This window comes from Pseudomonas sp. BN415, assembly GCF_029871195.1.
Taxonomy (GTDB): domain Bacteria; phylum Pseudomonadota; class Gammaproteobacteria; order Pseudomonadales; family Pseudomonadaceae; genus Metapseudomonas; species Metapseudomonas resinovorans.
Window position 1 is genome coordinate 67521 of record NZ_SSOK01000066.1, and the last position, 24723, is coordinate 92243.

Below are 24723 nucleotides of genomic sequence, written 5' to 3' on the forward strand. Positions count from 1 at the left end.
GGGTTGGATATTGGGATACGTGGAGGCCTAACCCGACTTATCGAGGAATAGAAATGTCCCAAGTCAACATGCGCGATATGCTGAAGGCCGGTGTGCACTTCGGCCACCAGACCCGTTACTGGAACCCGAAAATGGGCAAGTACATTTTCGGCGCGCGTAACAAGATCCACATCATCAACCTTGAAAAAACCCTGCCGATGTTCAACGAGGCCCTGTCCTTCGTTGAGAAGCTGGCTGCAGGCAAGAACAAGGTTCTGTTCGTCGGCACCAAGCGTTCCGCTGGCAAGATCGTTCGCGAAGAAGCTGCTCGTTGCGGCTCCCCGTACGTCGATCACCGCTGGTTGGGCGGCATGCTGACCAACTACAAGACCATCCGTCAGTCCATCAAGCGCCTGCGCGAGCTGGAAACCCAGTCCCAGGACGGCACCTTCGCCAAGCTGACCAAGAAAGAAGCCCTGATGCGCACCCGCGACCTCGAGAAGCTCGAGCGCAGCCTGGGTGGTATCAAGGAGATGGGCGGTCTGCCGGACGCTCTGTTCGTGATCGACGTTGATCACGAGCGCATCGCCATCAGCGAAGCCAACAAGCTGGGCATCCCGGTTATCGGCATTGTCGATACCAACAGCAGCCCGGAAGGCGTTGACTACGTCATCCCGGGTAACGACGACGCCATTCGCGCCGTTCAGCTGTATCTGGCCAGCGTTGCTGATGCTGTAATCCGCGGTCGTCAGAATGCCGTTGGTGGCCCTGACGAGTTCGTCGAAGAAGCTGCTTCCGAGGCCGCCGAAGGCTGAGTTGACAGCCGTCTAGCGTTACCCGGTGCGCAAGAAGGGGGCTAGGCCCCCTTTTTGCCACCTCCGAATTGTGAATGCCCGGATCTCTGGGCTGAATGGTTGAAAACCTATTCAAGAGGATTGCGACATGGCAGAGATTACTGCAGCCCTGGTTAAAGAACTGCGCGAGCGTACCGGCCTGGGCATGATGGATTGCAAGAAGGCCCTGACCGCCGCTGAAGGCGACATCGAGAAGGCCATCGACGACATGCGCGCCGCTGGCGCCATCAAGGCTGCCAAGAAGGCTGGCAACATCGCCGCCGAAGGTGCCATCGCTGTCAAAGTAGCTGACGACAACAAGGTTGCCGTCATCATCGAAGTCAACTCCCAGACCGACTTCCTGGCCCTGCAGGACGACTTCAAGTCCTTCGTTGCCGCGTCCCTGGATCAGGCTTTCAACGAGAAGCTGACCGACGCTGCTCCGCTGGTTGAATCCCGCGAAGAAGCTCGTCTGGCCCTGGTTGCCAAGACCGGTGAGAACGTCAACATCCGTCGCCTGACCCGCGTTGAAGGCGATGTGGTAGGTGCCTACCTGCACGGCCACCGCATCGGTGTAGTCGTGAACCTGAAAGGCGGCAACCCGGAACTGGCCAAGGACATCGCCATGCACGTGGCTGCCAGCAACCCGCAGTTCCTGAACTCGACCCAGGTTTCCGAAGAAGCCGTTGCCAAGGAAAAGGAAATCTTCCTGGCCCTGAACGCCGACAAGATCGCCGGCAAGCCGGAAAATATTGTCGAGAACATGGTCAAGGGTCGTATCGCCAAGTTCCTGGCCGAAGCCAGCCTGGTCGAGCAGCCTTTCGTCAAGGATCCGGAAATCAAGGTCGGTGAGCTGGCCAAGAAAGCCGGCGCAGAGATCGTTTCCTTCGTTCGCTACGAAGTAGGCGAAGGTATCGAGAAAGTCGAAGTAGACTTCGCTGCCGAAGTAGCTGCCCAGGTCGCCGCTACCAAGCAATAAGACGGCCTCGGCTGTCGCCCCGCAAGAGGCTGCCCGCTTACGCGTGCGGCCTCTTCGTCAAACTGGGGAACCATTTCGGGGCGGTTTCCACGGCGGGTTCCGGTTGTCGGGCACCAACCGCCGTTTGCGCAGTCTCAGGACTCGCCAGTACACAGGGCCTTTGGAGGTCCGTGAATTCAAATAGCGCCGCAGGAGAGATACGCAATGGCTCAGCAGGTGAGTGGTCGCCAACCTCGCTATAAACGCATTCTGCTCAAACTCAGCGGTGAGGCCCTTATGGGCTCCGAGGAGTTCGGTATCGATCCGAAAGTTCTCGATCGCATGGCGCTGGAAATCGGCCAACTGGTCGGTATCGGTGTCCAGGTCGGCCTGGTGATCGGTGGCGGCAACCTGTTCCGTGGTGCGGCCCTGAGCGCCGCCGGCATGGATCGGGTAACTGGCGACCACATGGGTATGCTGGCCACCGTGATGAACGCCCTGGCCATGCGCGACGCGCTTGAGCGTTCCAACATCCCCGCCATCGTGATGTCGGCCATTTCCATGGTTGGCGTGACCGATCACTACGATCGCCGCAAGGCCATGCGCCACCTGGCTTCTGGCGAAGTGGTGATTTTCTCCGCCGGCACCGGCAACCCCTTCTTCACAACCGACTCGGCCGCCTGCCTGCGCGCCATCGAAGTGGATGCGGATGTGGTGCTGAAAGCCACCAAGGTCGATGGCGTGTACACTGCCGACCCGTTCAAGGACCCCAATGCTGAGAAGTTCGAGCACCTGACCTATGACGAGGTGCTGGATCGCAAGCTGGGAGTCATGGACCTCACGGCCATCTGTCTGTGCCGTGATCAGAAGATGCCGCTGCGGGTCTTCAATATGAATAAACCGGGTGCCCTGCTGAACATCGTGGTCGGCGGCGCCGAAGGAACCCTGATCGAGGAGGGCGAAAAGTGATCAACGAGATCAAGCAAGAAGCGCAGGAGCGCATGAAGAAAACCCTGGAATCGCTGGATCATGCTTTCGCCAAGATCCGCACCGGGCGTGCGCACCCGAGCATTCTGGATAGCGTGATGGTGTCTTACTACGGCACCGACACTCCCCTGCGCCAGGTTGCCAACGTGATCGCAGAGGACTCCCGCACCCTGGCCCTGACCGTGTTCGACAAGAGCATGATCCAGGCTGTGGAAAAGGCCATCATGACCTCCGACCTGGGGCTGAACCCGGCCACTGCCGGTACCACCATTCGCGTGCCGATGCCCGCCCTGACCGAGGAAACCCGCAAGGGCTACACCAAGCAGGCACGTGCTGAAGCTGAAAACGCCCGTGTTGCCGTGCGCAACATCCGTCGTGATGCGCTTGCGCAGCTGAAGGATCTGGTCAAGGAAAAGGAAATCAGTGAAGACGACGAGCGTCGTGCCGCTGACGACGTCCAGAAGCTGACCGACAAGTTCGTCGGTGATGTCGACAAGGCTCTGGAAAACAAAGAAAAAGACCTGATGGCCGTCTGACGTCCGGAATCGTCATGGACAAATTCCAGCAAGGCGCGTACCCCGCGGTGCCACGGCATGTGGCAATCATCATGGACGGTAACAACCGTTGGGCGAAGAAGCGCCTGCTGCCCGGTGTCGCCGGCCATAAGGCTGGCGTGGATGCGGTCCGGGCGGTGATCGAGGTGTGCGCCGAGGCCGGCGTCGAAGTGCTCACCCTGTTCGCCTTCTCCAGTGAGAACTGGCAGCGCCCGGCTGACGAGGTCGGCGCCTTGATGGAATTGTTCCTGGGGGCGTTACGCCGTGAGGCGCGGCGCCTGGACCAGAACGATATTCGTTTGCGCATCATCGGCGATCGTTCGCGCTTCCACCCGGAGCTGCAGGCCGCCATGCGCGAGGTTGAGCAATTGACCTCCAGCCATCAGAAGTTCGTCCTTCAGGTCGCCGCCAACTATGGCGGACAGTGGGACATCACCCAGGCCGCACAGCGCCTGGCTCGTGAGGTTCAGGCTGGTCACCTGCAGGTCGACGATATTTCCCCGCAGTTGCTGCAAAGTTGCCTGGTCACCGGCGACCTTCCGCTGCCCGACCTGTGCATTCGCACCGGTGGCGAGCATCGCATCAGCAACTTCCTGCTTTGGCAGCTCGCCTATGCCGAGCTGTATTTCTCCGATCTCTTCTGGCCTGACTTCAAGCACGAAGCCATGCGCAAGGCGCTGGCAGACTTTGCCAAGCGACAGCGTCGCTTCGGCAAGACCAGCGAGCAGCTAGAAGCCGAGGCCCGAGCCAAATGCTGAAACAACGCGTCATCACCGCCCTGGTGTTGTTGCCGATCGCCCTTGCAGGCTTCTTCTGGCTGGATGGCGGCGCCTTCGCCCTGTTCATCGGCGCCGTGGTAAGCCTCGGCGGTTGGGAGTGGGCACGCCTGGCGGGCTTTTCGCCTCAACCCCTGCGCATCGCCTACGGCCTGCTCGTGGCGGCGCTGCTGTATGGGCTCTATCTCGTGCCGGCCCTGGCACCCCTGGTCCTGGTGCTGGGTGTGCTCTGGTGGGGCGCGGCGACTGTCCTTGTGCTGGGCTATCCCGAAACCAGTCGCTACTGGGGCGGTACGCCTGGAAAGCTGGTGATTGGCCTGCTGATCCTGTTGCCAGCCTGGCAAGGTCTGGTGCTGTTCAAGCAGTGGCCGCTGGCCAATTGGTTGATCCTGGCCGTGATGGTGCTGGTCTGGGCGGCCGATATCGGTGCTTATTTTTCCGGCAAGGCCTTCGGCAAGCGCAAGCTGGCCCCTCAGGTAAGTCCTGGCAAGAGTTGGGAAGGCTTGATAGGAGGGCTGCTGGCCAGCCTGCTGATTACTGCTGGTGTCGGTTTCTACCGCGGCTGGGTCGGTTCAGAGCTGCTGCTCGCCCTGGCGGGTGCGGCCCTGGTGGTACTGATTTCAGTGGTAGGTGACTTGACTGAGAGCATGTTCAAGCGCCAGTCCGGCATCAAGGACAGCAGCAATCTGTTGCCGGGCCATGGCGGTGTGCTGGACCGAATCGATAGTCTGACGGCGGCCATTCCGCTTTTCGCCGCGCTGCTATGGGCCGCCGGCTGGGGTGCGCTGTGAGTCAGCCGCAACGCATTACCGTGCTGGGGGCCACCGGTTCCATCGGTCTAAGCACCCTGGATGTCATCGGTCGTCACCCCGACCGGTACAGGGCTTTCGCCCTCAGTGGCTTCAGCCGTCTGGGTGAGTTGGAAGCCTTGTGTCTGCGTCATCGTCCCGAGTTCGCCGTAGTGCCGGATGCCGATGCGGCCCGGCACCTTCAGGGCGGCCTGTTGGCGGCCGGTTTGCAAACTCGCGTTCTAGTGGGCGAGCAAGGGCTTTGCGAAGTCGCTGCACACCCGCAGGCGGAATCTGTGATGGCCGCCATTGTGGGTGCTGCAGGTCTTAAGCCGACTCTCGCGGCGGTCGAGGCAGGCAAGCGGGTGTTGCTGGCCAACAAGGAGGCGCTGGTGATGTCCGGTGCCTTGTTCATGCAAGCGGTGCGCAAGAGTGGTGCCGTGCTCCTTCCGATCGACAGCGAGCACAACGCGATCTTCCAGTGCCTGCCGCAGGATTATGCGCGTGGGCTCGCACCTGTTGGCGTGCGTCGCATTCTGCTGACTGCATCTGGCGGTCCCTTCCGTGAGATGCCGCTGGAGCGGCTGGCGGACGTTTCCCCGGAGCAGGCATGTGCTCATCCCAATTGGTCCATGGGGCGCAAGATTTCCGTGGACTCGGCCAGCATGATGAACAAGGGGCTGGAGCTGATCGAGGCCTGCTGGCTGTTCGATGCCAGCCCGGCCCAGGTTGAGGTCGTGATTCACCCGCAGAGCGTGATCCACTCCTTGGTGGATTATGTGGATGGCTCAGTGTTGGCGCAGCTCGGTAATCCGGATATGCGCACTCCCATCGCTCACGCCTTGGCTTGGCCGGAGCGCATTGATTCCGGGGTATCGCCGCTCGATCTGTTCTCCGTGGCTCGCCTGGACTTCCAGGCCCCGGACGAAGTGCGCTTTCCTTGCCTGCGGCTGGCTCGCCAGGCGGCGGAGGAGGGGGGGAGCGCCCCGGCCATGCTCAACGCTGCGAATGAGGTGGCTGTGGCGGCATTCCTGGATAGACGCATCCGCTTCACCGAGATCGCGAGTATCATCGACGAAGTGCTGAACCGCGAAGCGGCGACGGCTGTCGAAACGCTGGATTCCGTGCTGCAGGCAGACGCCCGTGCCCGGGCAGCTGCGCAGCAGTGGTTGGTCCGTCAAGATCGCTAGCAGGTAGCCCTCAAGCGACCACCTGCTCCAGAGGAAACCGATGAGTACTCTATATATGATTCTTGGCACCCTGGTCGCTCTGGGGGTGCTGGTCACTTTCCACGAGTTCGGTCACTTCTGGGTGGCGCGGCGCTGCGGGGTCAAGGTCCTGCGCTTCTCCGTAGGGTTCGGCACGGCGCTGTTCCGCTGGCATGATCGCCACGGCACCGAGTTCGTTATCGCCGCCATCCCTCTTGGCGGTTACGTGAAGATGCTGGACGAGCGCGAGGCGGACGTGCCTGCGGAGTTGCTCGACCAATCCTTCAACCGCAAAACGGTGGGGCAGCGCATCGCCATCGTGGCTGCCGGCCCCGTCGCCAACTTCCTCTTGGCACTGTTGTTCTTCTGGGTGCTGGCCATGCTCGGCAGTCAGCAGGTGCGGCCTGTCATCGGCAGTGTCGCGTCGGACAGCATTGCCGCTCGGGCTGGCCTTGAAGCTGGCGAGGAAATCGTTTCGGTGGACGGGAAGGCCGTCAGCGGCTGGTCCCAGGTGAATCTGCAACTGGTTCGCCGACTGGGTGAAAGCGGCGCGCTCCAGGTCGGCGTGCGTGAGGCTGGCGCCACAACCGAACAGTTCCGAGAGCTGCAGTTGAACGCTTGGCTCAAGGGTGCCGATGAGCCTGACCCTATTGGCGCTCTGGGTATCACGCCCTGGCGTCCGGCCATCCCGCCGGTGCTTGCCGAACTCGACCCGAAGGGGCCGGCCCAGGCGGCAGGACTCAAGATCGGTGACCGCCTGCTGGCCCTTGACGGCCAGCCGCTTGATGACTGGCAGCAGTTGGTGGAGCGGGTGCGCAAGCGTCCCGCCGAGCGAGTCACGCTTAGCGTCGAGAGCGACAGCCAGGTTCGCGAAGTTCAACTGACCCTGGCTAGCCGTGGCGAGGGCGAAGCCCGTAGTGGTTACCTTGGCGCGGGGGTGAAAGGCATTGAATGGCCGCCGGAAATGCTTCGGGAGGTCAGTTTTGGTCCGCTCGACGCGGTGACCGAGGCAGCGGCCAGGACTTGGTCCATGAGCCTGCTAACTCTGGATTCCCTAAAGAAAATGTTGCTCGGCGAGCTCTCGGTAAAAAACTTGAGCGGGCCGATAACCATTGCTAAAGTGGCGGGCGCTTCGGCCCAGTCCGGGGTGGGGGATTTCCTTAACTTCCTCGCCTATCTGAGCATAAGCCTGGGGGTTCTCAATCTGTTGCCAATCCCTGTCCTGGATGGGGGGCACCTGCTGTTCTATCTGATCGAATTGGCGCGAGGTCGTCCATTGTCAGAGCGGGTGCAGGCTTGGGGGGTGCAGATCGGTATCAGTCTAGTCGTGGGGGTGATGTTGCTCGCCCTGGTAAACGATCTGAGCCGTCTGTAACAAGTCACTGAATGCCGAGTCTGCCGCCTTGTGCGGCAGATTCTTTATTACCGGTTGGAATAAAAAAGGACTTCATGAAACGCCTGCTGCTACCTGCGGTGCTTGCCGCACTCATGATCGCCGAGGTTCACGCCGAGTCCTTCAACATCTCCGACATTCGCGTCAATGGCCTGCAGCGGGTATCCGCTGGCAGCGTATTCGGCGCACTGCCACTCAACGTCGGCGACACAGCTGATGACCGCCGCTTGGTCGAGGCCACCCGCGCCCTGTTCAAGACGGGTTTCTTCCAGGATATCCAACTGGGCCGCGAAGGCGACGTGCTGGTTATCACCGTAGTCGAGCGCCCGTCGATCTCCAGCATTGAGATTGAGGGCAACAAGGCCATCAGCACCGAAGACCTGCTCAAGGGCCTGAAACAGTCGGGCCTGGCTGACGGAGAAATCTTCCAGCGCGCGACCCTCGAAGGCGTGCGTAACGAGCTGCAGCGCCAGTATGTCGCCCAGGGCCGTTATTCCGCCGAGATCGAGGCTGACGTGATTCCGCAGCCGCGCAACCGCGTAGCGCTCAAGATCAAGATCAACGAAGGCTCGGTCGCAGCCATCCAGCACATCAACATCGTCGGCAATACGGTCTTCTCCGATGAGGATCTGATCGACCTGTTCGAGCTGAAGACCACCAACTGGCTGTCCTTCTTCAAAAACGACGACAAGTACGCCCGCGAAAAGCTGTCCGGCGACCTGGAGCGTCTGCGTTCCTACTACCTGGATCGCGGCTACATCAATATGGATATCTCTTCCACGCAGGTATCCATCACCCCGGACAAGAAGCACGTCTACGTCACCGTCAACGTGGACGAGGGCGAGAAGTACACCGTTCGCGACGTGAAACTCTCCGGCGACCTGAAGGTGCCCGAGGACGAAGTGAAGAAGCTGCTGCTGGTACAGCAGGGGCAGGTTTTCTCGCGCAAGGTGATGACGACCACGTCTGAGTTGATTACCCGCCGCCTGGGTAACGAGGGTTATACCTTCGCCAACGTGAACGGCGTGCCGGAAGCTCATGACGAGGACAACACCGTTTCCATCACCTTCGTGGTGGACCCGGGCAAGCGTGCCTACGTCAATCGCATCAATTTCCGTGGCAATACCAAGACAGAAGACGAAGTGCTGCGTCGCGAAATGCGCCAGATGGAAGGTGGCTGGGCGTCGACTTATCTGATCGACCAGTCCAAAACTCGTCTGGAGCGCCTGGGCTTCTTCAAGGAAGTGAACGTCGAGACCCCGCAGGTGCCCGGTACCGACGACCAGGTCGATGTGAACTACACCGTGGAAGAGCAACCGTCCGGCTCCATCACCGCCAGCGTGGGCTTCGCCCAGAGTGCCGGTCTGATCCTCGGTGGTTCCATCAGCCAGAACAACTTCCTGGGTACTGGTAACAAGGTCAGCATCGGTCTGACTCGTTCCGAGTACCAGACCCGCTACAACTTCGGCTTTGTCGACCCCTACTGGACTCCGGATGGCGTGAGTCTGGGCTACAACGCCTTCTACCGCAGTACCGACTACGATGACCTCGACACCGATGTATCCAGCTATGCGGTGGACAGCTACGGTGCCGGTGTCAGCATCGGTTATCCGATCAGCGAAACTGCGCGTCTGACCTATGGCCTGACCGTGCAGCAGGACAAGATCAACACCGGTATATACACCGTCGACGAGATCTTCGATTTCCTTAAGGAAGAAGGCGATAGCTACACCAACTTCAAGGGCTCGATCGGCTGGTCCGAATCGACCTTGAACAAAGGCGTAATGGCTACACGCGGCCACTCCCAGAGCCTGGTGCTGGAAAGCACCATTCCGGGTAGCGATCTGTCGTTCTACAAGCTCGACTACCGTGGCCAGCTGTTCACGCCGCTGACCCAGAACACGGCGCTGCGTTGGCACACCGAACTGGGTTATGGCGACAGCTATGGTTCCACCTCCGAGCTGCCGTTCTACGAACACTACTTCGCGGGTGGCTTCAACTCGGTACGCGGCTTCGAAGACAGCAGCCTAGGGCCGCGCAGCACACCTAGTCGTGGTCAGGCTGTAACTGGCAACGAAGGAACCGCGGCTGACCCGGACCAGGATCCGCTGCCTTTCGGTGGCAACGTTTTGATCCAGGGTGGTGTGGAATTGCTATTCCCGCTGCCATTCGTCAAGGATCAGCGCCAGCTTCGGACCGTGCTGTTCTGGGACGTGGGTAACGTGTTCGACACTAGTTGCTCGTCCACTGCGACCAATTGCAGCAGTATCAACGCAGGTGATTTGGCGAGTTCGGTCGGTGTAGGCCTGACTTGGATTACTGCGCTAGGTCCGTTGAGCTTCAGTCTGGGCATGCCGATCAAGAAACCGGACAATGCCGATACCCAGGTGTTCCAGTTCTCCCTGGGCCAGACTTTCTAAGCATTTCATCAAGACAACAGTATGTGTTGCAGGAGTTGCATCGTGCGTAAGTTGACTCAATTCGTTCTGGTTGCCGCTGCCTTGATGGCGACTCCGGCTTTCGCAGAAATGAAGATTGCGGTTCTGAACTATCAGATGGCCCTGCTCGAATCCGACGCCGCCAAGAAATACGCCGTCGATGCAGAGAAGAAGTTCGGCCCCCAGCTGAACAAACTGAAAACCCTTGAAAGCGACGCCAAGCGCATTCAGGACCGTCTGGTGAAAGACGGCGAGAAGATGCAGCAGGCCGAGCGTGAGCGCCTGGAGCTCGAGTTCAAGCAAAAGGCTCGTGACTTCCAGTTCCAGTCCAAGGAACTGAACGAAGCGAAAGCTGTCGCCGATCGTGACATGCTCAAGCAACTCAAGCCGAAGCTGGACAAGGCTGTTGAAGAGGTCCTGAAGAAGGGCAGCTTTGACCTGGTGCTGGAGCGTGGTGCTGTCGTTGACGTCAAGCCGCAGTACGACATCACCCGCCAAGTCATCGAGCGCATGAATCAGCAGCGTTGATGATGACTGCCCCGGTCTTCACTCTCGGCCAACTGGCCGAACGCCTCGGTGCCACCCTGTGTGGTGCCGAAGGCACAGCGATCAGTGGCCTGGCTACCCTTCAGGAAGCCGGTCCGGGCCAACTCACTTTCCTGGCCAATCCGCAGTATCGCAAGTTCCTCGCCGACACCCGTGCTGCCGCTGTATTGCTGACCCCGGCCGATGCCGAAGGTTACAGCGGCAATGCTCTGGTGGTGGCCAACCCCTACCTGGCTTATGCCGAGCTTTCCCATCTGTTCGACCCCAAGCCCAAGGCTCAACCTGGCATCCATCCGACTGCCGTGGTCGCCGAAGATGCCAAGGTCGATCCGAGCGCGAGCGTCGGTGCCTATGTGGTAATCGAGTCCGGCGTACAGGTCGGTGCCGGGGTGACGTTGGGCGCTCATTGCGTGGTCGGTGCCCGCACTGTGATCGGTGAAGGTGGCTGGCTGGCTCCGCGTGTGACGCTCTACCACGATGTGATCATCGGCAAGCGCGTGGTGATTCAGTCTGGCGCCGTGATCGGTGGCGAAGGTTTTGGCTTTGCCAACGACAAGGGCGTCTGGCAGAAGATTGCGCAGATCGGCGGTGTCGTCCTGGGTGACGACGTCGAGGTGGGTGCCAACACCACCATCGACCGCGGTGCCCTGTCCAATACCCTGATCGGTAATGGCGTGAAGCTGGATAACCAGATCATGATCGCGCACAACGTGCAGATTGGTGACAACACTGCCATGGCCGGCTGCGTTGGCATTTCCGGCAGCACCAAGATTGGCCGCAATTGCATGATCGCCGGTGGTGTGGGGATGGTTGGCCACATTGAGGTATGCGACAACGTGTTCGTCACCGGTATGACCATGGTGACTCGAAATATCACCGAGCCGGGTGCCTACTCTTCCGGTACCGCGATGCAGACTGCCGCGGAGTGGAAGAAGAGCGCTGCCCGTATTCGCCAGTTGGACGACATGGCGCGTCGTCTGCAGCAACTGGAAAAACGCCTGGCGGCAGTGACCCCGGGCGGGGATGCTTCATCAGAAGCCTGATTTACGTAGCGCCGTGCATCCCCAATACTTTGAAAAGGCTCCAGGAACATGATGGACATCAACGAGATTCGCGAATATCTGCCGCACCGCTACCCCTTCCTCCTGGTGGATCGAGTGGTGGAGCTGGATGTTGAAGGCAAGCGCATTCGCGCCTACAAGAATGTCAGCATCAACGAGCCCTTCTTCAACGGCCATTTCCCGCAGCACCCGATCATGCCAGGTGTGCTGATCATCGAAGCCATGGCCCAGGCGGCCGGCATCCTCGGTTTCAAGATGCTCGACGTCAAACCAGCTGACGGCACCCTCTACTACTTCGTGGGTTCCGACAAACTGCGCTTCCGCCAGCCCGTGCTGCCGGGTGATCAACTGATCCTCAGTGCGCAGTTCCTCAGCGTCAAACGCGGCATCTGGAAGTTCGACTGCAATGCCAGCGTCGATGGCAAGGAAGTATGCTCGGCCGAGATCATCTGTGCGGAACGCAAACTATGAGTTTGATTGACCCTCGCGCCATTATCGATCCGGCAGCGAAGCTGGCGGATGGCGTTCAGGTCGGCCCCTGGTCGATCATTGGACCCGATGTGGAAATCGGCGAGGGGACCGTGGTCGGACCGCATGTGGTCATCAAGGGACCGACCCGTATCGGAAAGCACAACCGCATCTACCAGTTCTCTTCGGTGGGCGAGGACACTCCCGACCTGAAGTACAAGGGTGAGCCGACTCGCCTGGTGATTGGTGATCACAATGTGATCCGCGAAGGCGTGACAATCCATCGCGGCACAGTGCAGGACCGATCCGAGACCACCATTGGCGACCACAATCTGCTGATGGCTTATGTTCACATCGGTCACGACAGCGTGATCGCGAATCATTGCATTCTGGTGAACAACACCGCGCTGGCCGGCCATGTACATGTGGACGACTGGGCGATTCTCTCCGGTTACACCCTGGTGCATCAGTTCTGCCGTATCGGCGCCCACAGCTTCTCGGGTATGGGCACGGCCATCGGCAAAGACGTGCCGGCATACGTCACCGTCTTTGGTAACCCGGCCGAGGCCCGCAGCATGAACTTCGAGGGTATGCGCCGTCGCGGTTTCAGTGCCGAAGCCATTGCTGCCCTGCGTCGTGCCTACAAGGTGGTCTACCGCCAGGGCTTGACCGTCGAGCAGGCACTGGCCGAACTCGCCGAGACCTCCGACCAGTTTCCGGAAGTTGCTGTTTTCCGCGACTCCATCCAGTCCTCGACCCGCGGCATCACCCGCTGAGCCCATGAATCGTCCTTTGCGCATCGCGCTGGTTGCCGGCGAGGCGTCCGGCGACATCCTTGGTTCCACCCTTATGCAGGCGCTCAAGGTGCGCCATCCCGACGTGCAGTTCATCGGCGTTGGTGGTCCGCGCATGCAGGCTGAGGGGCTGGAATCCTATTTCCCCATGGAACGCTTGGCAGTCATGGGCCTGGTGGAGGTGCTTGGGCGTCTCCCCGAGTTGCTGGCGCGCCGTAAGCGTCTGATCCAGACCTTGATCGATGAGCGTCCCGACGTCTTCATCGGCATCGACGCGCCGGACTTCAACCTGGGTGTCGAGCTCAAGCTTCGACGTGCCGGTATCAAGACTGTGCACTACGTCAGCCCCTCGGTCTGGGCCTGGCGGCAGAAGCGTGTGTTGAAAATTCGCGAAGGCTGCGACTTGATGCTCACGCTCTTTCCCTTTGAAGCGCGGTTCTATGACGAACATGGGGTGCCGGTGCGCTTTGTCGGCCACCCACTGGCCGATGCCATTCCGTTGCAGGCCGATCGCGCGGCTGCGCGGGTCGCGCTGGACCTGCCCGAGGACTCGCCCGTGGTGGCGTTGTTGCCGGGTAGCCGGGGCGGTGAGGTTGGCAAGTTGGGGGCCTTGTTCCTCGACGCCGCCGAACGCCTGCGTTCGATTCGTCCCGGCATTCGCTTTGTGTTGCCCTGCGCGAGTCCGGAGCGGCGCGCACAGGTCGAGGCGATGGTCGCCGGTCGCGACCTGCCATTGAAACTGCTCGATGGTCGTTCCCACGAGGCCCTGGCCGCATGCGATGCGGTACTGATCGCCTCCGGCACCGCCACGCTGGAAGCCCTGCTGTACAAGCGCCCGATGGTAGTGGCCTACAAGGTTGCACCGCTGACCTACCGGATTCTCAAACGCCTGGTGAAGAGCCCCTACGTGTCGCTGCCTAACCTACTGGCCCAGCGCCTGCTGGTGCCTGAGTTGCTGCAGGATGCCGCGACGCCCGACGCCCTGGCCCAGGCTGTTTCGCCCTTGCTGGAAGACGGAGAGGTGCAGACCCATGGCTTCGATGTCATTCACCGTTCCCTGCGTCAGGACGCATCGCGCCAGGCGGCCGATGCCGTCCTGCAACTGATTGGAGTGTCCTGATGCAGCTCGGTCTGGATTTCAGCCTGGTAGAAGAGCTGGTGGCCGGCGTCGACGAAGTTGGCCGTGGTCCTCTCTGCGGTCCGGTGGTTACCGCCGCGGTCATTCTCGATCCGGCGCGGCCGATCATCGGTCTCAATGATTCGAAGAAGCTCTCCGAAGCCCGCCGGGATGCACTGTTCGACGAGATCCGAGAGAAGGCCCTCGCCTGGTGCATCGCCCGAGCCGAGGTGGAGGAGATCGATAAGCTGAACATCCTCCATGCCACTATGCTGGCGATGCAGCGCGCCGTGGAGGGCCTCAGCGTTACGCCGAAATTGGCCCTGATCGATGGCAACCGCTGCCCCAAGCTCAAGGTGCCCAGCGCACCTGTTGTCAAGGGTGATAGCCAGGTGCCGGCCATTGCTGCTGCGTCTATCCTGGCCAAGGTCAGTCGCGACCGCGAGATGGCCGAGCTGGACGCGCTCTACCCCGGCTACGGCATCGCCGGGCACAAGGGCTATCCCACGCCAGTTCACCTTGAGGCCTTGCGTCGCCTGGGGCCGACGCCCATCCATCGACGCTCCTTTGGCCCGGTTCGGGAGCTGATCGAGGGCGGCCGCTGAGGTCTGTTGTCGCTCCCGTCCGCGACCTTGCCCCAAGCCTGTAGCTTTATTCGATGGCCCGGTACAATCCGGGCCTTGTCGTTTTCGCGTTATGCATAGGACTTCCATGACCGCTTCCTTCGTCCATCTGCGTCTGCATTCCGAATACTCCCTGGTAGACGGCCTGGTACGGGTCAAGCCGCTGGTCAAGGCCGTGGCGGGAGCGGGTATGCCGGCGGTGGCGATTACCGACCAGAGCAACATGTGCTCGCTGGTGAAGTTCTACAAAACCGCCATGGGTGGTGGCATCAAACCCATCTGCGGGGCCGATATCTGGCTGGCAAGCCCCTTGGAGGACGGGCCCTTGAGCCGCATGACCCTGCTGGCGATGAACGCCAAGGGTTACCGCAACCTGACCGAACTCATCTCCCGTGGCTGGACCGAAGGCCAGAGCAATGGTCTGGTGATCATCCAGCGAGAATGGGTGAAAGAAGCTGCCGAAGGCCTGATTGCCCTGTCCGGTGCCAAGGAAGGTGAGATCGGCATGGCCCTGCTCAATGGCGACCACGCCGGCGCCGAGGCCTTTCTGGCCGAGTGGCAGGTCGCCTTCCCGGATCGCTTCTACCTGGAACTGCAGCGTACCTCCCGCGTCCTCGACGAAGAACATGTGCATGCCGCGGTTGCCCTGGCTGGGCGCTGCGGCGCTCCATTGGTGGCGACCAACGATGTGCGCTTCCTCAAGCCCGGCGATTTCGAGGCCCATGAGACCCGTGTCTGCATCGGTGAAGGCCGGGTTCTGGACGACCCGCGTCGGCCGCGTAACTATTCCGATCAGCAGTACCTCAAGTCCCCTGAGGAGATGGCCGAGCTGTTCGCCGACATCCCCGAAGCGCTGGAAAACACTGTCGAGATCGCAAAGCGCTGCAATATAGAGGTCCAACTGGGCAAGCACTTCCTGCCCGACTTCCCCACGCCCAATGGTATGAGCATTGATGACTACCTTCGTCATGCTTCCTTCGAGGGCCTGGAAGAGCGGCTGGCCGTGCTCTTGCCGAAGGACACCACGCCTGACTACGAGGAAAAGCGGCAGCTCTACATCGACCGACTGGAGTTCGAACTCGGCACCATCATCCAGATGGGCTTCCCCGGTTACTTCCTGATCGTTGCGGACTTCATCCAGTGGGCCAAGAACAACGGCGTGCCGGTGGGGCCGGGCCGGGGCTCGGGTGCGGGCTCGCTGGTGGCCTACGTACTCAAAATCACCGACCTTGATCCGCTGGCCTACGACCTGCTGTTCGAGCGATTCCTCAACCCCGAGCGGGTCTCTATGCCCGACTTCGACGTCGATTTCTGCATGGACGGCCGCGACCGGGTGATCGACTACGTTGCCGATAAGTACGGGCGCAACGCGGTCAGCCAGATCATCACCTTCGGCTCCATGGCGGCCAAGGCGGTGGTGCGCGACGTGGCGCGGGTACAGGGCAAGTCCTACGGTCTGGCCGATCGTCTGTCGAAAATGATCCCCTTTGAAGTGGGCATGACCCTGGAGGCAGCGTTCAACCAGGAAGAAGCGCTGCGGGACTTCCTCAAGGTGGACGAAGAAGCCCAGGAAATCTGGGACATGGCCCTGAGGCTGGAAGGCATTACCCGGGGTACTGGCAAGCACGCCGGTGGCGTGGTGATCGCGCCGACCAAGCTCACCGACTTCTCGCCGATCGCCTGCGACGAAGAGGGCGCTGGCCTGGTGACCCAGTTCGACAAGGACGATGTGGAGGCCGCCGGCCTGGTGAAGTTCGACTTCCTCGGCCTGCGCACCCTGACGATCATCAAGTGGGCCATGGAGATGATCAACCGCGAGCAGGAGAAGCATGGCCTGCCGCTGGTGGACATCGATCGTATCCCGCTCGACGACAAGAAAACCTATGACATGCTGCAGAAGGCGGAGACCACCGCGGTCTTCCAGCTTGAATCGCGCGGCATGAAGGAGCTGATCAAGAAGCTCAAGCCCGACTGCCTGGAAGACATGATCGCACTGGTGGCGTTGTTTCGTCCCGGCCCCCTGCAGTCAGGCATGGTGGACGACTTCATCAACCGTAAGCACGGCCGCGCCGAGCTCTCCTACCCGCACCCTGACTACCAATATGCGGGGTTGGAGCCCGTACTCAAACCGACCTACGGCATCATCCTGTACCAAGAGCAGGTGATGCAGATCGCCCAGGTGATGGCCGGCTATACCCTTGGCGGCGCCGACATGCTGCGACGTGCCATGGGTAAGAAGAAGCCCGAGGAAATGGCCAAGCAGCGCGGCGGCTTCATCGAAGGCTGCTCGAACAACGGCATCGACCCGAACCTCTCGGGCAACATCTTCGACCTGGTGGAAAAGTTCGCCGGCTACGGCTTCAACAAGTCCCACTCCGCCGCCTACGGCTGGGTCTCCTACCAGACCGCGTGGCTCAAGGCGCACTTCCCGGCACCCTTCATGGCCGCGGTGCTCACTGCGGATATGCACAACACCGACAAGGTGGTAACGCTGATCGAAGAATGCCGGCACATGAAGCTGCGCATCGTCGCCCCCGACGTGAACAATTCCGAGTACCGATTCACCGTCGATGAAGATGGCCAGATCGTGTACGGTCTCGGCGCCATCAAGGGTGTGGGTGAAGGCCCGGTGGAGGCCATCACGGAGTGTCGAGCCGAGGGTGGACCTTTCAAGGACCTGTTCGATTTCTGCAACCGCGTCGACCTCAAGCGCATCAACAAACGGACCCTCGAAGCGCTGATTCGCGGCGGTGCCCTCGATCGCCTGGGGCCGTTCTTCAGCAACGAGGCCAAGGCCTACCAGGCTGGTATCGACCGCAACCGTGCGGTGTTGCTGGCCGCCATGGAAGAAGCTATCCAGGCCGCCGAGCAGACGGCGCGCAGCCACGACAGCGGCCACATGGATCTCTTCGGGGGGCTGTTCGCCGAGCCCGAGGCGGACGTCTACGCCAACCACCGCAAGGCTAAGGAGCTTTCCCTCAAGGAACGCCTGAAGGGCGAAAAGGACACCCTGGGCCTCTACCTGACCGGTCACCCGATCGACGAGTACGAAGGTGAGGTCCGCCGCTTCGCCCGCCAGCGCATCGTTGAGCTGAAGCCGGCACGGGACACCCAGATCATCGCCGGTCTGATCGTCAACCTGCGGGTAATGAAGAACAAGAAAGGCGACAAGATGGGCTTCATCACCCTCGACGATCGTTCCGGCCGTATCGAGGCGTCGCTCTTTGCTGAAGCCTTCAACGCCGCCCACGGCCTGCTGCAGACGGACGCTCTGGTCGTGGTGGAAGGGGAGGTCAGTCACGATGATTTCTCCGGCGGTCTGCGCCTGCGTGCCAAGCGTGTGCTCAGCCTGGAGGAGGCGCGCACCGGTCTGGCCGAGAGTTTGCGCATGAAGGTGGATTTCAGTGCCCTTCAGGGCGATCGCCTGCGCTGGCTGGCGGAACTCTGCGGTCGTCATCGTGGCTCTTGCCCGCTGACCCTGGACTACAGCGGTAATGACGCGAAGGCCCTGCTGCAGTTCGGCGACGACTGGCGAATAGCGCCGGCCGACGCTTTGATTCAGGCATTGCGTGACCAGTTCGGGCGCGACAACGTCTTCCTGCACTACCGCTGATGCGAACGTGACAGAACGCCCGCAGAGGCCCGATTTCGATTTGATCTCGACCCGAACGCGCCCGATCCCTTAAGGTAGGGCGCCAAATGGAACCAGCCGCCTGGCCCCAAGCGCACGACGGAAGCCTATGAACCCGAACTTTCTGGATTTCGAACAGCCCATCGCCGATCTGCAAGCCAAGATCGAGGAGCTGCGTCTGGTCGGTAACGACAACGCCCTGAACATCACCGACGAGATCTCCCGCCTGCAGGAGAAGAGCAGCGCGCTCACCGAGAGTATCTTCGGTAACCTTTCCAGCTGGCAGATCGCCCAGCTGGCGCGCCACCCGCGTCGGCCTTACACCCTTGACTATATCGAGCACATCTTCACTGAGTTCGACGAACTGCACGGCGACCGTCACTTCTCCGACGACGCGGCCATCGTTGGCGGCGTTGCCCGCCTGAACGACGAAGCGGTCATGATCATCGGCCACCAGAAGGGTCGTGAGGTGCGCGAGAAGGTCCGTCGCAACTTCGGCATGCCGCGCCCCGAGGGCTACCGCAAGGCCTGCCGTCTCATGGAAATGGCCGAACGTTTCAAGATGCCGATCCTCACTTTCATCGACACCCCCGGCGCTTACCCGGGCATCGATGCCGAGGAGCGTGGCCAGAGCGAAGCCATTGCCTGGAACCTGCGCGTCATGGCTCGCCTGAAGACCCCGATCATAGCCACCGTGATCGGTGAAGGCGGTTCCGGCGGCGCGCTGGCCATCGGCGTCTGCGACCGTCTGAACATGCTGCAGTACTCGACCTACTCGGTAATTTCGCCGGAAGGCTGCGCCTCCATCCTGTGGAAAACCGCTGAGAAGGCGCCGGATGCGGCGGAGGCCATGGGCATCACCGCCGAGCGCCTGAAAGGCCTGGGCATTGTCGATAAGGTGATCGCCGAGCCCCTGGGTGGCGCCCACCGCGATCCAGCAGCCACTGCAGAGTCCATCCGCGCGGAACTGTCCGAGCAGTTGAAGATGCTGCAGAAGCTCAGCAACGAGGATCTGCTGAAGCGTCGTTATGATCGCCTGATGAGCTACGGCGTAGCCTGACCCCTCGCTTCAGGCTGCGCGTCTCGGGCCCCGGCTTTATGCTTGGGGTCCGAGTCGGCTACCCGAGCCTCCCATGTCCCTCGAATCCTGCCTGTTGTCCGCCCTGGCCCCATGGCGCCATGCGCCGGCCTGGCGAGTCGCCTTCTCCGGCGGGCTCGACTCTACTGTCCTCCTTCACCTTCTGGTGCGCCTCGCCCGCCGCGAAGCCTTGCCGCCGCTTTCCGCCATCCATGTCCATCACGGCCTGCAGGTTGCGGCCGATGCCTGGCCGAATCATTGCCAGCGGGTTTGCGATGAGCTGGGCGTTCCACTCCAGGTGTTGCGGGTAACCGTAGATTCCGGGCCGAGTCTGGAAAGGGCCGCGCGGGATGCGCGATATGCCGCCTTCATCGATGAGCTGGGTGTCGGGGACGTGCTGTTCAGCGCCCAGCACCGTGACGACCAGGCCGAGACACTGCTTTTCCGCCTGCTGCGTGGTGCCGGCGTGCGTGGGTTGGCAGGCATGCCGGAAAGCCGCTCGTTGGGGCAGGGCACCCTGGTCAGGCCATTGCTGCGCGCAGCCCGTGCCGAGTTGGAAACCTACGCTCGCGCCGAAGGGCTCCAGTGGGTGGAAGACCCGAGCAACGCCGACACGTCGCTATCCCGCAATTTCCTCCGCCACCGTATCTTCCCGGTGCTGCAGGCTCGATGGCCGCGGGTGGCGGAAAGCCTGGCGCGTAGCGCCGAACATTTGACCGAGGCAGAGGCCCTGCTGGGCGAGTTGGCGCACGCCGATCTCGAAAGCGCACGGGGCTACTGTGATTTCCCTTGGCTGCCCCTGCCGTCTCTCGAGCTACAGGCGCTGGTCGGCCTGTCGCCAGCGCGGCAACGCAATGCACTGCGTTACTGGCTGGCGAAGCTGACGCCGCTTCCCGACAGCGGCCATTGGGCGGGATGGGAAAACCTGCGTGATGCTGCCGTCGATTCGGCGCCAGTCTGGCGTCTGGCGCGGGGCGAGCTTCAACGTGCCGACGGACGGTTATGGTGGTTATCCGGGAACTGGCTCGCGGCACCGGTTTCGAATCTTGTCTGGCACGATCCCGCTCAACCGCTCGAGCTGCCCGGTAACGGCCTGCTGGCGTTGCAGGGCGAGGCGCCGACTGGTCGGCTCGAGGTTCGCTATCGGCAAGGAGGTGAAGTGCTGGAAATAGCAGGGCGAGGGCGTCGCGACCTCAAGCGGCTGCTCAATGAGTCGCGGCTGCCCGCTTTTGCCCGTGGCCGATTGCCGCTGCTCTTCTTCGAAGGCGAACTGCTGGCCGTGGCCAATCTGCCGGGGTTGGACGGTCCGCAGGCGGGTAACTGGCATCTGCGCTGGACCCCACCGACGAATGACCAAGGTTTGAGCTGATAGGGTCTTTCCGGTAGACTACGCTCCCGTCTTACATAGCATCCGCTGACTCCTTCGGAATCGGCGGTTGCTGCTTTTGAAGCAGCGCCCCAGTGGCGCTCCATGGTTGAAGGCCATAGCCCTTCATCGCTTTCCCCGGCGGCTTTCCGCCTAAACGCAGACTTCTAGGGTTTTTCATGACGCGCTACATCTTCGTCACGGGCGGTGTTGTTTCTTCTTTGGGGAAAGGCATCGCCTCGGCATCCTTGGCCGCCATTCTGGAAGCGCGGGGGCTGAAGGTCACCATGCTCAAGCTCGACCCGTACATCAACGTGGACCCGGGTACCATGAGTCCCTTCCAGCACGGTGAAGTCTTCGTGACCGAAGACGGTGCCGAGACCGACCTCGACCTGGGTCATTACGAGCGCTTCGTAAGCACCACCATGACCCAGAACAACAACTTCACCACCGGCCGCGTCTATGCCGACGTGCTGCGCAAGGAGCGCCGTGGTGACTATCTGGGTGCCACCATCCAGGTGATTCCGCACATCACCGACGAGATCAAGCACCGTATCATCAAGGGCGCCGCTGGTGCGGACGTGGCCCTGGTGGAAATCGGCGGCACCGTCGGCGACATCGAGTCCCAGCCCTTCCTCGAAGCTATCCGCCAGTTGCGCGTGGAAGTGGGCGCCAAGCGCGCCATGCTGATGCACCTGACCCTGGTGCCCTACATCGCCACCGCCGGCGAGACCAAGACCAAGCCGACCCAGCACTCGGTGAAGGAGCTGCGCTCCATCGGCCTGCAGCCGGACGTACTGATCTGCCGTTCCGACCATGACGTCGACCTGTCCTCCCGCCGCAAGATCGCCCTGTTCACCAACGTGGAAGAGCGCGCGGTGATCTCCCTGCAGGACGTCGACACCATCTACAAGATTCCGTCCGTGCTGCACGCCCAGGGCCTGGACGACATCGTCGTCGAGCGCTTCGGCCTGCAATGCGGCAGTGCCGACCTCTCCGAGTGGGACCGCGTGGTGGATGCCAAGCTGAACCCCGAGAAGGAAGTCACCATCGCCATGGTCGGCAAGTACATGGAGCTGCTGGACGCCTACAAGTCGCTGATCGAAGCGATGAGCCACGCCGGTATCCAGAATCGCACCAAGGTGAACCTGCGCTACATCGATTCCGAAGACATCGAAACCCAGGGCACTGCCTTGCTGGAGGGCGTTGACGCCATCCTGGTTCCAGGCGGATTCGGTCTGCGTGGTGTGGAAGGCAAGATCTCCACCGTGCGCTATGCCCGCGAGCACAAGATTCCCTACCTCGGCATCTGCCTCGGCATGCAGGTTGCGGTCATCGAATATGCTCGTAACGTGCTGGGCTGGACCGACGCCAACTCCACCGAATTCGACAAATCCAGCGGCCACCCGGTCGTGGGTCTGATCACCGAGTGGGAAGACGCCACTGGCGCTACCGAAATCCGTACTGAAGCCTCTGACCTCGGCGGCACCATGCGCCTTGGTGCCCAGGCTTGCCAGTTGGAAAATGGTTCCCTGGTACACGATTGCTATGGCAAGGACGAGATCGTCGAGCGCCATCGTCACCGCTACGAAGTGAACAACAACCTGCTGCCGCAATTGCAGGAAGCCGGCTTGAAGGTCACCGGTCGTTCTGGCGACGGTGCCTTGGTGGAAGTCGTGGAAGCTCCGGATCATCCGTGGTTCGTGGCTTGCCAGTTCCACCCGGAGTTCACCTCCACCCCGCGTTACGGCCACCCGTTGTTCAGCGGCTTCGTCAACGCCGCCCTGGCGCAGAAAGCGAAGAAGGCCTGACCCATGGCGCAGAAGATCGTTCGCGTCGGCAATATCGATATCGCCAACGACAAGCCGTTCGTGCTCTTCGGTGGCATGAACGTGCTGGAGTCCCGCGACCTGGCCCTGAAGGTTTGCGAAGAATACGTGCGGGTGACCGAGAAGCTCGGTATCCCCTACGTGTTCAAAGCCAGCTACGACAAGGCGAACCGCTCCTCGATCAACTCCTTCCGTGGCCCAGGCCTGGAAGAGGGCATGAAGATTTTCGAGGAAGTGAAGAAGACGTTCGGCGTACCGGTGATCACCGACGTCCACGAGCCCTACCAGGCAGCTCCAGTGGCCGAGGTATGCGACATCATCCAGCTGCCTGCCTTCCTGTCCCGGCAGACCGATCTGGTGGTGGCCATGGCCAAGACCGGTGCGGTGATCAACATCAAGAAAGCCCAGTTCCTTGCGCCCCAGGAGATGAAACACATCCTGGCCAAGTGCGAGGAAGCCGGTAATGATCGCCTGATCCTCTGCGAGCGCGGCTCCTCCTTCGGTTACAACAACCTGGTCGTGGATATGCTCGGCTTCGGCATCATGAAGCAGTTCGAGTACCCGGTATTCTTCGACGTCACCCACGCCTTGCAGATGCCGGGCGGACGCGCCGACTCCGCCGGCGGCCGCCGTGCCCAGGTCACCGACCTGGCGAAGGCCGGCATGAGCCAGGGCCTGGCCGGTCTGTTCCTTGAGGCCCACCCGGACCCGGACAACGCCAAGTGCGATGGCCCTTGCGCACTGCGCCTTAACAAACTCGAGCCCTTCCTGTCCCAGCTCAAGCAGCTGGACGACCTGGTCAAGAGTTTTCCGCCGATCGAGACTGCCTGAACCGGCCTTTCTCCGGTAAAGTGCCGCGTGGGCACAATCTGACCGATCGGTCAGGACATTCGCCGGGTCAGCCGACCCCGAGGCCCGGCGAATCGCCTCACTTTCTGCTGAGCGTTTTCGTCAACTTTTGGAGTGCTAACAACAATGGCAAAGATCGTCGACATCAAGGGCCGCGAGGTTCTGGACTCCCGTGGCAACCCCACCGTGGAAGCCGATGTGATCCTCGAGAACGGCATCATCGGTAGCGCTTGCGCGCCTTCCGGTGCTTCCACCGGTTCCCGCGAGGCACTGGAACTGCGTGATGGCGACAAGAGCCGTTACCTGGGCAAGGGCGTACTGAAGGCTGTGGCTAACATCAACGGCCCGATTCGTGACCTGTTGCTGGGCAAGGACGCTGTCGATCAGAAAGCCCTGGACCGCGCCATGATCGAACTGGACGGTACCGAGAACAAGGCCAAGCTGGGCGCCAACGCCATCCTCGCCGTGTCCCTGGCCGCCGCCAAGGCCGCTGCCCAGGCCAAGGGCGTGCCGCTCTACGCTCACATTGCCGACCTGAACGGCACCCCTGGCCAGTACTCCATGCCCGTCCCGATGATGAACATCATCAACGGCGGCGAGCACGCCGATAACAACGTCGACATCCAGGAGTTCATGGTTCAGCCGGTTGGCGCCAAGAATTTCGCCGATGCCCTGCGCATGGGCACTGAAATCTTCCACCACCTGAAAGCCGTGCTGAAGGCCCGTGGCCTGAACACTGCCGTAGGTGACGAAGGTGGCTTCGCGCCGAACCTGGCTTCCAACGAAGACGCCCTGGCCGCCATCGCCGAAGCCGTCGCCAATGCCGGCTACAAGCTGGGCACTGACGTGACCCTGGCACTGGATTGCGCCTCCAGCGAATTCTTCAAAGACGGCAAGTACGACCTGGCCGGCGAAGGCAAGGTGTTTGGCGCTGCCGGTTTCGCTGATTACCTGGCGGGTCTGACCCAGCGCTACCCGATCATCTCCATCGAAGACGGTATGGACGAGTCCGACTGGGCCGGCTGGAAAGACCTGACCGACAAGATCGGCGCCAAGGTCCAACTGGTGGGTGACGACCTGTTCGTGACCAACACCAAGATCCTCAAGGAAGGCATCGAGAAGAGCATTGCCAACTCGATCCTGATCAAGTTCAACCAGATCGGCTCCCTGACCGAGACTCTGGAAGCCATCCAGATGGCCAAGGCTGCCGGCTACACCGCGGTGATCTCTCACCGTTCGGGCGAGACCGAAGACAGCACCATCGCCGACCTGGCCGTGGGCACCGCCGCCGGTCAGATCAAGACCGGCTCCCTGTGCCGTTCCGACCGCGTCTCCAAGTACAACCAGCTGCTGCGTATCGAAGAGCAGCTGGGCGGCAAGGCGCCTTACCGCGGCCGTGCCGAGTTCCGCGGCTAAGTCCGCAGCTGCAATCGGTCAGGCCGGGTTG

The 24723-nt window shown here is 61.4% G+C and carries 21 protein-coding genes; all 21 read left to right on the forward strand.

The genetic code is table 11. The features are described 5' to 3' along the window. Window positions 1-53: 53 nt before the first annotated feature. The 21 genes from rpsB (at window position 54) to eno (ending at window position 24692) form a co-directional block, all read left to right on the forward strand. Window positions 54-794: a 30S ribosomal protein S2 gene (gene rpsB, locus E8F20_RS24385; RefSeq protein ID WP_280286057.1), complete on the forward strand. Its 741-nt coding sequence runs from the start codon at window positions 54-56 to the stop codon at window positions 792-794. 127 nt (window positions 795-921) lie between these two features. After that, window positions 922-1791 (forward strand): translation elongation factor Ts, encoded by an 870-nt coding sequence (gene tsf / locus E8F20_RS24390; protein ID WP_280286058.1) that lies wholly within the window; start codon window positions 922-924, stop codon window positions 1789-1791. Between the two features lie 204 nt (window positions 1792-1995). Next, entirely contained in the window at window positions 1996-2739 is a 744-nt protein-coding gene (gene pyrH / locus E8F20_RS24395; protein WP_028627444.1) for a UMP kinase, read from the forward strand. Then, window positions 2736-3293: a ribosome recycling factor gene (frr, locus tag E8F20_RS24400; RefSeq protein WP_028627445.1), complete on the forward strand. Its 558-nt coding sequence runs from the start codon at window positions 2736-2738 to the stop codon at window positions 3291-3293. The genes pyrH and frr overlap by 4 nt, the downstream gene beginning before the upstream one ends. 14 nt (window positions 3294-3307) lie before the next feature. Further along, entirely contained in the window at window positions 3308-4069 is a 762-nt protein-coding gene (uppS, locus tag E8F20_RS24405; RefSeq protein WP_028627446.1) for a polyprenyl diphosphate synthase, read from the forward strand. After that, a complete protein-coding gene (locus E8F20_RS24410; RefSeq protein ID WP_280286059.1) occupies window positions 4063-4878 on the forward strand; it encodes a phosphatidate cytidylyltransferase in 816 nt (271 codons plus the stop codon). Before uppS ends, E8F20_RS24410 begins: the two co-directional genes overlap by 7 nt. Further along, window positions 4875-6065, forward strand: coding sequence for a 1-deoxy-D-xylulose-5-phosphate reductoisomerase (ispC, locus tag E8F20_RS24415; RefSeq protein ID WP_280286060.1), 1191 nt, complete (start codon window positions 4875-4877; stop codon window positions 6063-6065). The genes E8F20_RS24410 and ispC overlap by 4 nt, the downstream gene beginning before the upstream one ends. Before the next feature lie 40 nt (window positions 6066-6105). After that, window positions 6106-7458 carry a sigma E protease regulator RseP gene (gene rseP / locus E8F20_RS24420; RefSeq protein ID WP_280286061.1) on the forward strand — a complete coding sequence of 451 codons (1353 nt, stop codon included), beginning with the start codon at window positions 6106-6108 and terminating at the stop codon, window positions 7456-7458. A 74-nt stretch (window positions 7459-7532) separates the two neighbouring features. Continuing rightward, window positions 7533-9896, forward strand: a complete 2364-nt coding sequence (bamA, locus tag E8F20_RS24425; RefSeq protein ID WP_280286062.1) for an outer membrane protein assembly factor BamA — start codon at window positions 7533-7535, stop codon at window positions 9894-9896. 42 nt (window positions 9897-9938) lie between these two features. Continuing rightward, the gene (locus tag E8F20_RS24430) at window positions 9939-10442 is read left to right on the forward strand and encodes an OmpH family outer membrane protein (protein WP_028627451.1); all 504 of its coding nucleotides are present in this window, start codon (window positions 9939-9941) and stop codon (window positions 10440-10442) included. After that, complete coding sequence (gene lpxD, locus E8F20_RS24435; protein ID WP_280286063.1) at window positions 10442-11503, forward strand: UDP-3-O-(3-hydroxymyristoyl)glucosamine N-acyltransferase; 1062 nt, start codon at window positions 10442-10444, stop codon at window positions 11501-11503. Before E8F20_RS24430 ends, lpxD begins: the two co-directional genes overlap by 1 nt. Before the next feature lie 48 nt (window positions 11504-11551). Further along, complete coding sequence (fabZ, locus tag E8F20_RS24440; RefSeq protein ID WP_028627453.1) at window positions 11552-11992, forward strand: 3-hydroxyacyl-ACP dehydratase FabZ; 441 nt, start codon at window positions 11552-11554, stop codon at window positions 11990-11992. Next, on the forward strand, window positions 11989-12765 hold the full coding sequence (gene lpxA / locus E8F20_RS24445; RefSeq protein WP_028627454.1) for an acyl-ACP--UDP-N-acetylglucosamine O-acyltransferase: 777 nt from the start codon (window positions 11989-11991) through the stop codon (window positions 12763-12765). The genes fabZ and lpxA overlap by 4 nt, the downstream gene beginning before the upstream one ends. Window positions 12766-12769: 4 nt before the next feature. Beyond that, complete coding sequence (lpxB, locus tag E8F20_RS24450; protein WP_280286064.1) at window positions 12770-13903, forward strand: lipid-A-disaccharide synthase; 1134 nt, start codon at window positions 12770-12772, stop codon at window positions 13901-13903. After that, a complete protein-coding gene (gene rnhB, locus E8F20_RS24455) occupies window positions 13903-14505 on the forward strand; it encodes a ribonuclease HII (protein ID WP_274800825.1) in 603 nt (200 codons plus the stop codon). The genes lpxB and rnhB overlap by 1 nt, the downstream gene beginning before the upstream one ends. 106 nt (window positions 14506-14611) lie before the next feature. Continuing rightward, window positions 14612-18136, forward strand: coding sequence for a DNA polymerase III subunit alpha (gene dnaE, locus E8F20_RS24460; RefSeq protein WP_280286065.1), 3525 nt, complete (start codon window positions 14612-14614; stop codon window positions 18134-18136). Between the two features lie 127 nt (window positions 18137-18263). Beyond that, window positions 18264-19214: an acetyl-CoA carboxylase carboxyl transferase subunit alpha gene (accA, locus tag E8F20_RS24465; protein ID WP_280286066.1), complete on the forward strand. Its 951-nt coding sequence runs from the start codon at window positions 18264-18266 to the stop codon at window positions 19212-19214. Between the two features lie 73 nt (window positions 19215-19287). Next, window positions 19288-20601 (forward strand): tRNA lysidine(34) synthetase TilS, encoded by a 1314-nt coding sequence (gene tilS, locus E8F20_RS24470; RefSeq protein ID WP_280286067.1) that lies wholly within the window; start codon window positions 19288-19290, stop codon window positions 20599-20601. 176 nt (window positions 20602-20777) lie between these two features. Next, complete coding sequence (locus tag E8F20_RS24475) at window positions 20778-22409, forward strand: CTP synthase (protein ID WP_280286068.1); 1632 nt, start codon at window positions 20778-20780, stop codon at window positions 22407-22409. A gap of 3 nt (window positions 22410-22412) precedes the next feature. Continuing rightward, complete coding sequence (gene kdsA / locus E8F20_RS24480) at window positions 22413-23258, forward strand: 3-deoxy-8-phosphooctulonate synthase (RefSeq protein ID WP_280286069.1); 846 nt, start codon at window positions 22413-22415, stop codon at window positions 23256-23258. Between the two features lie 144 nt (window positions 23259-23402). After that, entirely contained in the window at window positions 23403-24692 is a 1290-nt protein-coding gene (gene eno, locus E8F20_RS24485; RefSeq protein WP_280286070.1) for a phosphopyruvate hydratase, read from the forward strand. Window positions 24693-24723: the final 31 nt, after the last annotated feature.